This is a genomic window from Ancylobacter radicis, assembly GCF_018449475.1.
Lineage (GTDB): Bacteria > Pseudomonadota > Alphaproteobacteria > Rhizobiales > Xanthobacteraceae > Ancylobacter > Ancylobacter radicis.
This window is the reverse complement of the sequence record NZ_JAHCQH010000015.1, coordinates 910,931-923,625: the sequence shown is the minus strand read 5'-3', so window position 1 is coordinate 923,625 and position 12,695 is coordinate 910,931. Positions and strand designations below refer to the sequence as shown.

General features: G+C 69.4%; 13 protein-coding genes and 2 tRNA genes. 8 read left to right on the top strand and 7 right to left on the bottom strand.

Annotated features, from left to right (window positions below; translation table 11 throughout):
- Position 1: 1 nt before the first annotated feature.
- Both KIP89_RS10365 and KIP89_RS10360 read right to left on the bottom strand, forming a co-directional pair.
- Complete coding sequence (locus tag KIP89_RS10365; protein ID WP_213755274.1) at positions 2-1,039, bottom strand: SDR family oxidoreductase; 1,038 nt, start codon at positions 1,037-1,039, stop codon at positions 2-4.
- Positions 1,040-1,184: 145 nt separating this feature from the next.
- Complete coding sequence (locus KIP89_RS10360; RefSeq protein WP_213755273.1) at positions 1,185-1,877, bottom strand: GntR family transcriptional regulator; 693 nt, start codon at positions 1,875-1,877, stop codon at positions 1,185-1,187.
- A 142-nt stretch (positions 1,878-2,019) separates the two neighbouring features.
- On the opposite strand from KIP89_RS10360, the gene KIP89_RS10355 reads away from it, so the two are divergent.
- The 6 genes from KIP89_RS10355 to KIP89_RS10330 all read left to right on the top strand — a co-directional run bounded on the left by KIP89_RS10355 (position 2,020) and on the right by KIP89_RS10330 (position 8,619).
- Entirely contained in the window at positions 2,020-2,634 is a 615-nt protein-coding gene (locus tag KIP89_RS10355; protein WP_213755272.1) for an amino acid synthesis family protein, read from the top strand.
- Positions 2,627-4,447 carry an alpha/beta fold hydrolase gene (locus KIP89_RS10350; protein ID WP_250152305.1) on the top strand — a complete coding sequence of 607 codons (1,821 nt, stop codon included), beginning with the start codon at positions 2,627-2,629 and terminating at the stop codon, positions 4,445-4,447. Before KIP89_RS10355 ends, KIP89_RS10350 begins: the two co-directional genes overlap by 8 nt.
- A gap of 21 nt (positions 4,448-4,468) precedes the next feature.
- Positions 4,469-5,527, top strand: coding sequence for an LLM class flavin-dependent oxidoreductase (locus tag KIP89_RS10345; protein WP_213755271.1), 1,059 nt, complete (start codon positions 4,469-4,471; stop codon positions 5,525-5,527).
- Between the two features lie 183 nt (positions 5,528-5,710).
- The gene (locus KIP89_RS10340; RefSeq protein ID WP_213755270.1) at positions 5,711-7,192 is read left to right on the top strand and encodes an aldehyde dehydrogenase; all 1,482 of its coding nucleotides are present in this window, start codon (positions 5,711-5,713) and stop codon (positions 7,190-7,192) included.
- A 7-nt stretch (positions 7,193-7,199) separates the two neighbouring features.
- Entirely contained in the window at positions 7,200-7,514 is a 315-nt protein-coding gene (locus tag KIP89_RS10335; RefSeq protein WP_213755269.1) for an NIPSNAP family protein, read from the top strand.
- Positions 7,515-7,593: 79 nt separating this feature from the next.
- A complete protein-coding gene (locus tag KIP89_RS10330) occupies positions 7,594-8,619 on the top strand; it encodes an ABC transporter substrate-binding protein (protein ID WP_213755268.1) in 1,026 nt (341 codons plus the stop codon).
- Positions 8,620-8,679: 60 nt separating this feature from the next.
- Here the strand turns inward: KIP89_RS10330 and KIP89_RS10325 are convergent.
- The 3 genes from KIP89_RS10325 to KIP89_RS10315 all read right to left on the bottom strand — a co-directional run bounded on the left by KIP89_RS10325 (position 8,680) and on the right by KIP89_RS10315 (position 9,757).
- Positions 8,680-8,766: transfer RNA gene (locus KIP89_RS10325), tRNA-Leu, on the bottom strand.
- Positions 8,767-8,886: 120 nt separating this feature from the next.
- Positions 8,887-9,354, bottom strand: a complete 468-nt coding sequence (locus KIP89_RS10320; protein WP_213755267.1) for a hypothetical protein — start codon at positions 9,352-9,354, stop codon at positions 8,887-8,889.
- A 100-nt stretch (positions 9,355-9,454) separates the two neighbouring features.
- Entirely contained in the window at positions 9,455-9,757 is a 303-nt protein-coding gene (locus tag KIP89_RS10315) for a hypothetical protein (RefSeq protein WP_213755266.1), read from the bottom strand.
- A gap of 170 nt (positions 9,758-9,927) precedes the next feature.
- On the opposite strand from KIP89_RS10315, the gene KIP89_RS10310 reads away from it, so the two are divergent.
- A complete protein-coding gene (locus KIP89_RS10310) occupies positions 9,928-10,860 on the top strand; it encodes a sensor domain-containing diguanylate cyclase (protein WP_213755265.1) in 933 nt (310 codons plus the stop codon).
- A 100-nt stretch (positions 10,861-10,960) separates the two neighbouring features.
- The gene (locus KIP89_RS10305) at positions 10,961-11,308 is read left to right on the top strand and encodes a hypothetical protein (protein ID WP_213755264.1); all 348 of its coding nucleotides are present in this window, start codon (positions 10,961-10,963) and stop codon (positions 11,306-11,308) included.
- Between the two features lie 125 nt (positions 11,309-11,433).
- Here KIP89_RS10305 and KIP89_RS10300 read toward each other — a convergent pair.
- Positions 11,434-11,509: transfer RNA gene (locus KIP89_RS10300), tRNA-Thr, on the bottom strand.
- Between the two features lie 109 nt (positions 11,510-11,618).
- Positions 11,619-12,575 carry a zinc metalloprotease HtpX gene (htpX, locus tag KIP89_RS10295; protein ID WP_213755263.1) on the bottom strand — a complete coding sequence of 319 codons (957 nt, stop codon included), beginning with the start codon at positions 12,573-12,575 and terminating at the stop codon, positions 11,619-11,621.
- Positions 12,576-12,695 lie beyond the last annotated feature (120 nt).

The following is a 12,695-nucleotide window of genomic DNA, read 5'->3' as shown; positions in this document are numbered from 1 at the left end:
CTCAGCGGCCGACCAGGCCGAGGGCGGACAGGCTCTCGGCGCTGGCGAGAACCGCTTCCTCCATGGAACGCGGCGTCCAGCCGAGCAGGGATTGCGCCTTGGCGTAGGAGCCCTCGCGCCGGCGGCCGAGCTGCGGCACCGCCGCGCGGGCCATAGGGAGCGCGAGCGCGGCCAGGCGCACCAGCATGTCCGGCAGCTCGATACGCGGCACGCGGCGCGCCACTGGGCCCAGTTCGCGCCGCAGCAGCCGGGCGATGGTGTGCAGCGAGACGCTGCCGCCGGCCGTGGCCAGAAAACGCTGCCCGGCCGCCACCGGCTCGGTCATCGCCCGCAGATGGAGTTCGGCCACGTCGCGCGCGTCGACCACGCCGAAATGGATGCGCGGCACGGCGGGAAGCCGGCCGTCGAGCAGCGCCTTGATCAGGCTGACCGAGGTCGACAGGTCCGGCCCGAGCGCGGGGCCGAATACCGCCACCGGATTGACCACGGCCAGCTCCATCGGCCCGCCCTTCTCGGCCATGAACGCCCACGCCGCGCGCTCAGCCAGCGTCTTGGAGGCCATATAGGGCTGCACGTCGGGCGCGTCGGGCACGGTCCAGTCGGTCTCGTCATAGAGCGTCCCGTCGGGACCGCGCCCCTCATGGCCATAGCCGATGGCGGCGAAGGAGGAGGTGACGACGACCCGCTTCACGCCGGCCTTCCGCGCCGCCCTCAACACGCGCAGCGTGCCCTCGCGGGCGGGACGGATCAGCTCGTCCGGGTCGTCGGGCACGCCGGCGGGAAAGGGCGAGGCGACGTGCAGGACATAGTCGGCGCCCTCCACGGCGCGGTCCCAGCCGGCATCCTCAAGCAGATCGGCGGTGACGAAGGAGAGCGCGTCGCCCGGCGTGCCCCCGCCGGCCTGCAGCATCGCCAGCACCCCGGCCGCGCGGCGCGGATCGCGCAGCGAGGCCCGCACCTCATGCCCGGCGCCGAGCAGCCGCAGCATGACATGGGCGGCAATGAAGCCGGAGCCGCCCGTCACCAGAACCGTCGCCATCGCGTGCTGCCTCGTTCGCCTTGCGAGATAAATAGCCGGCAAAATGTCTTGACGTCCGATCACACGGCCCCGTCACTTGGCCTCGCCGCGGGCGCCAGCGCCAGTCACAAGCGCGCCAGCGGGTGCAAAGCGAGGCGCTGGCGGGTCACAGCGTGCCGAGAATGCTATGGGAGAGCTGCGCCACGCTCGCCACATGGGCGCGGCTGGCCTCATAGGCCGCGGCCCCGTCGCGCCGGGCGAGCGCGCCGTGCAGCGCCCGCATCTCGGCGATGGCCGCCTCATGGCGTCCTTCGGCGGCGATGGTCATGGAGCGCAGATGGTTGATGCGCGCATTGAGCGAGCGCACCACGTCCCACGCCACCTGCTTGCCGGCGGCGACGAACAGCTTCTCGTAGAATTCGGTCGTGCGGCGCAGCACCTCGCGCGGGCTGCCGGTGCGGAAGGCGGCGTCGATGTCGTCGATCGCCGCGCCGAGGGCGGCAATGTCGGCCGCGCTGGCGGTCAGCGCGCAGGCACGCGCCGCCTCGCTCTCCAGCAGGCCGCGTATCTCGTAGATCTGCGCCGCCTGTTTCGGGTCGGGCCGCGTCACCGCCGGGCCCTGATGGGGAATGGTCTCGACCAGCCCCTCGGCCTCCAGATGGCGCAGCACCTCGCGCACCACGCTGCGGCTCACCCCCAGCCGCTCGCACAGCGTGCGTTCGACCAGACGCTCGCCCGGCTTGAAACGGAAATCGAGAATGGCGTCGCGCATTTTCTCGAGCGTGAGGCTGCGCAGCGTGACGCTGCGCTCGACCTTCATCTCCTCGCCCGCCCCGCTCACTGCCGTCATCGCGACCATGCCCGTCTCCATTCGCCCCTTGTCGCCCGCGCGGTGGGGGATGACAATTGACTCAATTGTCTTACGGTATACCATCATATCAAAGACGATGAATACAGCCCATCCGGGCATGCCCCCAGGACGGCTCACCAGAGGACAGCCTATGCCGCTGCAGCTCCGCAAGCTCGTCACCTATTCGGAAACCACGCTGATCGAGGGCGGGCGCGCGGCTCCCCGGCCGCTGCATCTCTATGCGGCGGCGGCGGTGCTGACCAATCCCTGGGCCGGGCGCGGCTTTGTCGAGGATCTGAAGCCCGAGATCCACGCCATCGCCCCCCAACTCGGCGCGCTGCTCACCGAGGCCGTGCTCAAGCTCACCGGCGGCGGCGATGCGGTGGAGGGTTACGGCAAGGCGGCGCTGGTCGGCACCTCCGGCGAGGTCGAGCACGCCTCGGCGCTGATCCACACGCTGCGTTTCGGCAATCATTACCGCAAGGCGGTCGGCGCTAAGAGCTATCTCGCCTTCACCAATATGCGCGGCGGGCCCAACGCGCCCATCGTTATCCCGCTGATGGACAAGCTGGATGAGGGGCGCCGCTCGCATTATCTCACCATCCAGTTTTCCATCAACGACGCCCCGGCGCCGGACGAGATCGTGGTCGCGCTCGGCGCCTCCATTGGCGGGCGCCCGCATCACCGCATCGGCGACCGCTATCAGGATCTGCAGGAACTCGGCTCCACCCAGGGGCTCGAAACCTCCGACGCCGCCCATGTCTGAATCCCGCCCGCCCGAATCCCGCCTGTCTGAAACGCTGCCGGAGAGCCGCGCCCTCGCCTATGCCGCCCGCGACGGCGCGCCCGCAAGCCTGAGCTACCGGCGCGCCGGCCGGCCCGGTGCCCCGGTGGTGCTGCTGATCCACGGCGTCGGCATGGCCGGCGAGGCCTGGGCGCCGCAGATCGAGGCGCTGGCCGAGCGTTACGACCTGATCGCCCTCGACATGCCCGGCCATGGCGGCTCCTCACTGCCGCCGGAGGATGCGCGGCTGTCGGATTATGCCGACCCGATCATCGCCCTGATGGACGCGCTGGCGATCCCGGCGGCGGTGCTGATCGGCCATTCCATGGGCGCGCTGGTGGCGCTGGAGACCGCGCTGTCGCACCCCGCCCGCGTACGCGGCGTCGCCGCGCTCAACGCCGTGTTCTGCCGCAGCGGCGCGCAGCGCGATGCCGTGCTCGCCCGCGCGGAAAGTCTCGCGCAGGAGGGTCCCACGGCCTCACACGAAGCTGCCATCGGCCGCTGGTTCGGCACGCCGGTGCCGGAGCCGCTGGAGGCCAGCGCGGCGCGCGTGGCCGCCCTGCTCGCGGCCGGCGATCCGGTTGGCTATGCCCGCACCTATGCTCTGTTCGCCCGCTCCGACGCCGCCCATCGTGACCGGCTGCCGGCGCTGACCGTGCCCGCCTTGTTCATGACCGGCGATGGCGACCCCAATTCGACACCGGCCATGTCGCAGGCCATGGCCGCCCTTGCTCCGCGCGGGCAGGCCGAGGTGCTGGCCGGCGCCCGCCACATGATGAACCTCACCGCCCCCGCAGCGGTGAATGCGCGGCTGCTCGCCTTTCTCGACGAGGTGACTCCCGCCTTCGACACCAAGGCTTTCCGGCAGGCGCTCGGCAGCTTTCTCACCGGGGTGACGGTGGTGACGACCCGCGACGGGGCCGGCGAGATGCGCGGCTTCACCGCCAATTCCTTCTCCTCCGTCTCGCTCGACCCGCCGCTGATCCTGATCTGCCTCGCCCGCACCGCGTCGAGCTTCCCGGTGTTCAGCGCGGCACAGGGCTTCGCCGTCTCGGTGCTGGCCGCCGACCAGAAGGACGTGTCGGCGCTGTTCGCCTCGAAATCCCCCGACAAGTTCGCCGGCGCGCCGTGGCATCTCGGCCCGGCCGGCAACCCGGTGATCGCCGACGCCAGCGCCTGGTTCGACTGCACCCGCCACGAGGTGGTCGAGGCCGGCGATCATGTCATTCTGATCGGCCATGTCCGGGGCTTCGGGGCGACGCCCGCCGCGCCGCTCGGTTATTGCCGCGGCGCCTATGTCGATTTCGCGCTCGGGCAACAGGCGCTGGCGACGCGCGACGAGCCCGCCCGCGTCGGGGCGATCCTGGAATCGGATGGCGCCGTGCTGCTGGTCGAGGACGGCAAGGGCGGCCTCGATCTGCCCACCGGCGCGTGCCTGGAGCCCGCCGGCAATCCGCGCAGCCTGCGCGGCGCGCTGGCCCGGCTCGGCATTGAGGGGGAACTCAGCTTCCTGTTCGCGGTGTTCGAGACCCCGGCCGCCGTGAAAGACGCCCCGCCGACCGTCTCGATCTATTATCGCGGCGGCTTTGCGGGCACGCCGCGCGCGGCTGCCGGCGCCCGCCTCGTGCCGCTGGAGGCCATCGACTTCGCGCGCCTGCCGGACGAGGCGACCCGCGCCATGCTGGCCCGCTATGTGCGCGAGCGCCGCGAGGACACCTTCGGCATCTATGTCGGCGATGCCGAGCGCGGGCGGGTGCACGCGCTCGCCGGCGCCGTCCCACCCACCACCGCCTGAACCAGCACCGGGATCCTCGCCATGAAGTTCTCCCTCTTCGTCCATATGGAGCGCCTCGATCCCGCCATCCCGCACCGCCAGCTGTTCGACGAGCTGGAGGAGCTGGCGCTGATTGCCGAGGCCGCCGGCTTCGAGACGGTGTGGATCGGCGAGCACCACGCGATGGAATTCACCATCGCGCCGAACCCCTTCATCCAGCTCGCCCATCTGGCGGCGAAGACCTCGACCATCCGCCTCGGCACCGGCAATGTCATCGCGCCCTTCTGGCACCCAATCCGGCTGGCCGGCGAGGCGGCGATGATGGATGTGGCCTGCCAGGGCCGGCTCGATCTCGGCGTCGCGCGCGGTGCCTATAGTTTCGAATATGAGCGGATGCTGCCGGGCCTCGACGCCATGGGCGCGGGTCTGCGCATGCGCGAGCTGGTGCCGGCGGTGAGGAAGCTCTGGGAGGGCGATTACGCCCATGAGGGGCAGTTCTTCAGCTTCCCCACCTCCACCGCCTCGCCCAAGCCGGTGCAGGCGGGCGGGCCGCCGATCTGGGTCGCGGCGCGCGATCCCAACAGCCACGCCTTCGCGGTGGCCAATGGCTGCCATGTGCAGGTGACCCCACTCGCCTCCGGCGATGGCGAGGTGGCCAGCCTGATGGAGCGTTTCAACACGGCGGTGGCCGACCACCCGCAGGTGCCGCGCCCGAAGATCATGCTGCTGCAACATTGCTTCGTCGCCGACAGCGAGGCGGAGGCGGCGCGGCTCGCCGACGATCTCTCCGCCTGGTACGGCCTGTTCGGCGCCTGGTTCGCCAATAAGCGCCCGATCCATCAGGCGATCATGGCCCCGCTCACCCCCGAGGAGCGCGCCGCCGTCCCCCAATACGCCCCGGATGTGATGCGCCGGAACCTCGTCATCGGCCCGCCCGACGAGGTGATCGGCCGGCTGAAAGGTTACGAGGCGCTGGGTTTCGACCAGTTCTCCATCTGGATCGACGCCGGCATCAGCCATGACCGCAAGAAGACGTCGCTGGAACGGTTCATCCGCGAGGTGATGCCCGCCTTCGCGCAAGCCGCCTCCGTGGCGGCGTGAGGGGTCGATGACGACGATCCCGGCATCAGCCTTCTGCGTCCTTCGAGGCCCGAGCTTTGCTCGGGCACCTCAGGATGACGAAGCCATCAACTCAGCCGCGACCATCGTCATGCTGAGGTGCCGGTCGGAGACCGGCCTCGAAGCACGCAGGGCTGCTTTCCCTGAGGGATTGAGGGATTTTCGATGACCACCCTGCGCGACGATTTCCTTCTCTATATTGACGGCGCCTTCGTGCCGGGCGGGGCGAGCTTCGAGAGCCTCGATCCGGCCACCGGCCAGCCCTGGGCGGTGATGCCGGCCGCCACGAGCGCCGACGTGAACCGCGCCGTCGAGGCCGCCCACCGGGCGTTCGACGCGCCGGCATGGGCGAACCTCACCGCCACCCAGCGCGGCAAGCTGCTCATCAAGCTCGGCGACCTCGTGGCCGCCCATGCCGGGGAACTCGCCGAGCTCGAGACCCGCGACACCGGCAAGATCATCCGCGAGACCCGCGCCCAAATCGGCTATGTCGCGGAGTATTATCGCTATTTCGGCGGCCTCGCCGACAAGGTGGAAGGCGCCCATCTGCCGGTCGACAAGCCGGACATGGAAGCCTGGCTGCGCCGCGAGCCGATCGGCGTCGTCGCCGCCGTTGTGCCGTGGAACTCGCAGCTTTTCCTCTCGGCGGTGAAGCTCGGCCCGGCGCTGGCGGCGGGCTGCACCGTCGTGCTGAAAGCCTCCGAGGAAGGCCCGGCGCCGCTGCTCGCCTTCGCCCGGCTGGTGCATGAGGCGGGCTTCCCGGCGGGCGTGGTCAACATCCTCACCGGCTTCGGCGAGGAATGCGGCAAGACGCTCACCGCCCATAAGCTCGTCTCCCGCGTGGCCTTCACCGGCGGGCCGGCCACCGCCCGCCATGTGGTGCGCAACACGGCGGAGAACCTCGCTTTTACGACGCTGGAACTCGGCGGCAAATCGCCCGTGCTGGTGTTCGCCGATGCCGATCTGGAGAGCGCGGCGAACGCCGTGGTGGCCGGCATCTTCGCCGCCTCCGGCCAGAGCTGCGTCGCCGGCTCGCGCCTCTTCGTCGAGGAGAGCGTGCGCGAAAAACTCACCGCCATCCTCACCGACAAGGCGCGCCGCATCCGCATCGGAGACCCGCAGGACCCGGCAACCGAGATGGGCCCGCTCGCCACCGCCCGTCAGCTCGCCCATATCGAGGAGGTGCTGGCCGCGAGCCTTGCGGCCGGCGCCACCCTCGTCACCGGCGGCGCGCGGGCGGAGGGGTTCACGGCCGGCAATTACTACCAGCCGACCATTCTCGCCTGTGCCGGCAATGAGGTGCCCTGTGCGGCGCAGGAACTGTTCGGCCCGGTGCTCAGCGTGATCGGCTTCACCGATGAGGCGGACGCCGTCACCAAAGCCAATGACAGCCCGTTCGGCCTCGCCGCTGGCGTCTTCACCCGCGACCTGACCCGCGCCCACCGGCTGATCCGCAAGCTGCGCGCCGGCATTGTCTGGGTGAACACCTACCGCGCGGTCTCGCCCATCGTGCCGTTTGGCGGCTATGGCCAGTCGGGCCTCGGGCGCGAGGGCGGGGCGGAATCGATCCGCGACTACACCCGCACCAAATCGGTCTGGCTGCGCACCTCCGACGCGCCGATCGACGATCCCTTCGTCATGCGTTGAGGCTCCCATGCTCTATGAGATGCGCACCTACCGGCTGAAGACCGGCGCAGTGCCGGCCTATGTGAAGCTGGTGGCGGACGAGGGCATCGCCCTGCAGAAAAGCCATCTGGGCAACCTCGTCGGCTATTTCACCAGCGAGATCGGCCCGCTCAACGAGATCGTCCATATCTGGGCCTATGCCAGCCTCGACGACCGCGCCGCACGCCGCGCCCGGCTGAACGCCGACCCGGCCTGGCAGGTCTTCCTGCCGAAGATCCAGGCGCTGATCGAGACGATGGAGAACAAGATCCTGTTGCCGACTGCGTTCTCACCGTTAGGTTGAGGGTATTCGGGCACGCTGGGGATGACCCATCCCGTTGCGGCGCGTGCGAATGCCACGGTCAACCCAGAGGGGGAACACCATGTCGCGCATCTCCAGCATTGGCTGGCTCGCCGGCGTTGCCCTCACCGCCTTTGCCGGCATCGCCGCCGCGCAGTCCGGCTCCATCGTCTTCACCAGTTGGGGCGGCACGACGCAGGCCGCGCAAAGGGACCATTGGGCCGTTCCCTTCACCGCCCGGACCGGCATCGCCGTCCGGGAGGACGGCCCGACCGACTACGCCACGCTGAAAGCCATGGTCGAGAGCGGCAATGTCGTCTGGGACGTGGTGGATGTGGAGGCCGACTTCGCCGCCGCCGCCGCGAGGGAGGGGCTGCTCGAACCGATCGACTTCTCCATCGTCGACCGGAAGGAAATCGACCCGCGCTTCGTCACCGACCACGCGGTCGGCAGCTTCTATTATTCCTTCGTGCTCGGCTTCGATCCGGCACATCTGGGCGGCCGGTCGCCGAGGAGCTGGGCCGACCTGTTCGACACAAGGACCTATCCCGGCAAGCGCGCCTTCTACAAATGGTCGGCGCCGGGCGCGCTGGAGATCGCCCTGCTGGCCGATGGCGTGCCGGCCGACAAGCTCTACCCGCTGGATCTCGACCGCGCCTTCCGCAAGCTCGACACCATCAAGCAGCACATCGTATGGTGGAGCACGGGAGCCCAGTCGCAGGATTTGCTGGCCTCAGGCGAGGCACCGATCGGCCAGTTCTGGAACGGCCGTCTGCTGGCGCTGGAGCAGCGCGGCGAGGAGATCGCCGTCTCCTGGAGGCAGAATCTCGTGGCGGCCGACATGCTGGTGGTGCCCAAGGGTTCCAAGAACAAGACCGCCGCGATGAAGTTCATCGCCGAGGCGACCAGCACGGAGGCTCAGGCCGGCTTCGCCATGCAGACCGGCTATGCCCCGGTCAATGTGCGGTCGGCGGCGCTGCTGCCGAAAGACGTCGCCGCCAACCTGCCCGGCCGGCACACCGCCTCGCAGATCACTCTCGACATGGACTATTGGGCCATCCATCGCGAGGCGATCGGGACACGCTGGTACGCCTGGCAGGCCGAATGACCGGAAGGGCAGAAAAGGCCGGTGGCCACCGCCCGACCATAAGGTGCTGATGGCGGGGAATGGTGCGGGTGGTCGGACTCGAACCGACACTCTGTCACCAGAAACGGATTTTGAGTCCGCCGCGTCTACCGGTTCCGCCACACCCGCAAGGCCGGCTGATGCGCCGGGGCCGAAGCGGCGCGGACTATAGTCGCCCGCGCGTCAGGAGCAAGCGCCTTGCGCGCGGTCACAAGACGCGGCGCGGGCTGATGCTCGGAGGGCCGGCGCTCAGGGCGCCGGCTTGCAGGTGCCGAAGGAGGTCAGCACCTTGTCCTGGGACACGGTGGTAAGCGTCACGCCCGACTGCGAGCGGGAGAGCTGCATCACCCAGCCGATCGGCCCATCCGTGCCCTGCAAGGTGATGTTGTCGCCGGCGCTCGACACCGCGACGATCTCGCTGATATGCGGCAGGCCTTCATCCGAGACGCTGGCAATGATGCGCTGGGGATAATGCACCAGCATCCGCGCCGGCAGGTCGATCGTGCCGAGTTCCTTCACCGGGCCGCAGCCGGCCGCGGCCTCGCAGACGAACACCTTGGTGAAGGTGCAGTCGGCCGGCGGCGGAAGGTCGGGAACAACCGGGGTGGCGGGCGCCTCGGGGGTCGCGGCCGCGCCCGGTGCCGGGGCGGTCTGCGCGAGGCCCGCGCCGGTGCCGGCCATCAGCCACAGCGCGGCAAGGGCGACCCGATTCGTCATGGTCCGTTTCTTCATGCCCGGATTCGTCATTCAGGGAGCCCGTCGCTTCAGCAGTGACATATCGGAAGGCGTATCAAGGCGGTCGAGGCCGAGCGCCCGCTCAGTAGACCGGGGTGCGGCAGGGCGGATAGGGCGGCGCGCCGCAATAGCCCGGGCCATAGACCGGCCGCGGCGGGGGCGGCGGCGGATAATAGGCCGGCGGCGGCGGGGGATAATAATAGGCCGGCGGCGGTGGCGGGCGCGTCGCGGCGGTGACGGCCGAGCCGATGATAGCGCCGCCGATCAGACCGCCGATCAGCGCGCCGGTGTTATTGGCGCGCGCCGGCGGCGCGGCGACGAGAAGGGCCGGCGCCAGCGCCAGCAGCGCCAGAACGACCTTCAAAAGCGAGCCGAATCGAACCATTTCCGACCTCTTACCCGAGAACAGGCGGACTATTGCCCAGCGTCCGGCCCGGCACAAGCGGCACCTGCACACCTGCACACCTGCACACCGGCCCGCCGGCCGCCATGGTCGCACCAGCGTCGACTGCGTATAATCGCCCGACGCGGAAAGCCTGCGACAGGGGGCGACAAATGAAGGAGATACTCGATCGGGCGGGTCAGGACATGGTCTGTGCCAATGGCGATCTGCACCTGATCCTCGATGCGATACCCACGCCGCTCTCCTGGGCAACGCTCCCGGATGGCCGGATCCGCTTTATCAATCGGGCCTTCAAGAAGACCTTCGGCTATGAGGATGGCACCTTCGCCACCGTCGAGGACTGGATCGACCATGGCTACGCACATGAGGACGACCGCTGCCGGGCGCGCCTGCGCTGGCGCGAGCTGTGGAACTCCGTCGGGCGCGGCACCACCGAGATCGAGCCGATCGAACTGCCCGTGCTCTGCGCCGATGGCACGGTCCTCACCGTGCAGCATCGCGGCATCGTGCTGCATGAGGCGGGCGTCGCCATCGCCACTTTCGAGGATATTTCGGCGCTCAAACTCGCCAAGGACGCGCTACGACGGATCGCCTTCGAGGATTCGCTGACCGGGCTGCCGAACCGGCGCGCCCTGCAGACCCGCTGGTCGGAAGCCATCGCCCGCAAGCCCGCCGCCCTCGCCCTGCTGATCATCGACCTCGACCACTTCAAGCCGGTCAATGACGCCTATGGCCATGAGACCGGCGATATGGCCCTGTCGCTCGTCGGGCGCCGGCTGGAGGCCTGTGCCGCGCCGGAATTTCTCTGCCGGCTCGGCGGTGACGAGTTCGCCATATTGATCGAATCCGATTCGGCACACGCGCAGGCCGAGCGCATCTGCGCGGCCATCGCCGCCGCCTTTGCCGGGCCCTTCATGATTGGCGGTACCGAGGCGGCGATCGGCGCCTCGGTCGGCGTCAGCCTCTACCCGGAGCACGGCACCGGGCTTGGCGAGCTTCTGCGTCACGCCGACGAGGCGCTGTACCGGCTGAAGCGGGCTGGCCGCTCCGGTCATGAATGGTACGCCGCCCCGGCGCGGGCGTAAGTCTTCCGCATCCACGCGCGGAACCGGGAAGGCCCCTTACACGTTGTTGACTCGGTCGGCAGAGCTGTCCCTCGGGGATGGCATGCGTGGGAGCAGTGACGTGAACAGACGTGGTTTTCTGATGAGTCTGGCGGGGATCGTGGGGGCCGGCACGACGGTCGGCTTCGCCCTCGCCCCCGCAGGCGCGACAACGCTGAGCCAGTTGAAGAATCTTGAGGCGGCGCCGGTCGGTCCGGCCGATGACCTGGTGGAGGCGCTGGCTGAGGCGCCCGATGGCACGCCGGTCGATCAGGCGCAGTGGGGTCCTCCGGGACCGCCGCCCGGCCGTCGTCCCCCGGGCCCGCCGCCGGGCTATTACCGGCGCCCCCGGCGTCGGCGTCGGGTCTGCGGCTGGCGCCGTGACCGCTGGGGTCGTCGCTTCCGCGACTGCTGGTATGTCCGGCGCTGATCGGGCGGATCGCCCACAAAACTGACAACATCGGGCGCGGATCGCAGGATCCGCGCCTTTTTCATGCGCGACGCGGCGCGCGGGAAGCGCGGGCGCGGATTATGTCAGCGATGGGCAGGGGGAGGTGGTGCCGCTTGTCAGACTCGAACTGACGACCTCCGCATTACGAATGCGATGCTCTACCAACTGAGCTAAAGCGGCGCGCGGCTTCTGATAGCCGCGAAGGGCCGCTTTTTCAAGCGCCGTGGCGCGATGGCGTCAGCTTCGAACAAGCAAGCCGGCCGCGGGGGCGGCTCGGCGCCCCCGTCCCTTACCCCCAGGGACCGCGCGAGGAGCGCCGCGCCCCGCCCCACGGCCCGCCCGGCCTTGTGCCACCGACCGGCCCGGCGGCGGCCTGCGGGGCGGCAAAACCCGCGCCGCCGCCCATCTGCTGCGCCAGCGCCTGAAGCGCGGCGATACGGTTCTCGGTCGCCGGATGGGTGGAGAACAGGCTGTCCATCCGCTCGCCCGAGAGCGGGTTGATGATGAACATATGCGCGGTCGCTGGATTGTGCTCGGCCGGCATGTTGGGCACGCGGTGGGCGGCGTTGGAAATCTTGGCCAGCGCCGAGGCGAGCCAGAGCGGCTGGCCGCAGATCTCCGCGCCGATCCGGTCGGCCTCATATTCGCGCGAGCGCGACACCGCCATCTGCACCACCATGGCGGCCAGCGGGGCGAGAATCATCATGGCGATCGTGCCGATGACGCCGAAGCCGCTATTATTGTTGCGGTTGCCGCCGAAGAACATGGCGAAGTTGGCAAGCATGGAGATGGCGCCGGCCAGCGTCGCGGTGATGGTCATGGTCAGCGTGTCGTAATGCTTGATGTGCGCCAGCTCATGGGCCATCACGCCGGCCGCCTCCTCGCGCGTCAGCGTGTTCAGCAGGCCGGTGGTCGCGGCCACGGCGGCATGGCTGGGGCTGCGGCCGGTGGCGAAGGCGTTGGGCTGGGGATTGTCCATGATGTAGACGCGCGGCATGGGAAGCTGCGCGCGCGCCGCCAGTTCCTCGACCATGCCGTAGAATTCCGGCGCGCTGGCGCGGTCGACCTCCCGCGCGCCATACATGGACAGCACCATGCGGTCGGAATTCCAGTAGCTGAAGATGTTCATGCCGGCGGCGACGACCAGCGCGATCATCATGCCGCCGCGCCCGCCGATCATGAAGCCGACGGCCATGAACAGCGCGGTCATGCCGGCCAGCAGGATCGCGGTGCGGAAATAGTTCATCTCGTCCTCTCATGCGCCACGCCGTGCCTGAACAGGCTTTTCGCGCGGCCTCGTGACCTTAAGGATGGGTAGCGAAAAAGGCGCGCGCAAGATCATGTGAGGGGGATGGTGACGCTGCGT

Coding starts and splice junctions, on each gene's coding strand:
- KIP89_RS10365 (WP_213755274.1), bottom strand. CDS start 1,039: ATGGCGACGGTTCTGGTGACGGGCGGCTCCGGCTTCATTGCCGCCCAT.
- KIP89_RS10360 (WP_213755273.1), bottom strand. CDS start 1,877: ATGGTCGCGATGACGGCAGTGAGCGGGGCGGGCGAGGAGATGAAGGTC.
- KIP89_RS10355 (WP_213755272.1), top strand. CDS start 2,020: ATGCCGCTGCAGCTCCGCAAGCTCGTCACCTATTCGGAAACCACGCTG.
- KIP89_RS10350 (WP_250152305.1), top strand. CDS start 2,627: ATGTCTGAATCCCGCCCGCCCGAATCCCGCCTGTCTGAAACGCTGCCG.
- KIP89_RS10345 (WP_213755271.1), top strand. CDS start 4,469: ATGAAGTTCTCCCTCTTCGTCCATATGGAGCGCCTCGATCCCGCCATC.
- KIP89_RS10340 (WP_213755270.1), top strand. CDS start 5,711: ATGACCACCCTGCGCGACGATTTCCTTCTCTATATTGACGGCGCCTTC.
- KIP89_RS10335 (WP_213755269.1), top strand. CDS start 7,200: ATGCTCTATGAGATGCGCACCTACCGGCTGAAGACCGGCGCAGTGCCG.
- KIP89_RS10330 (WP_213755268.1), top strand. CDS start 7,594: ATGTCGCGCATCTCCAGCATTGGCTGGCTCGCCGGCGTTGCCCTCACC.
- KIP89_RS10320 (WP_213755267.1), bottom strand. CDS start 9,354: ATGACGAATCGGGTCGCCCTTGCCGCGCTGTGGCTGATGGCCGGCACC.
- KIP89_RS10315 (WP_213755266.1), bottom strand. CDS start 9,757: ATGGTTCGATTCGGCTCGCTTTTGAAGGTCGTTCTGGCGCTGCTGGCG.
- KIP89_RS10310 (WP_213755265.1), top strand. CDS start 9,928: ATGAAGGAGATACTCGATCGGGCGGGTCAGGACATGGTCTGTGCCAAT.
- htpX (WP_213755263.1), bottom strand. CDS start 12,575: ATGAACTATTTCCGCACCGCGATCCTGCTGGCCGGCATGACCGCGCTG.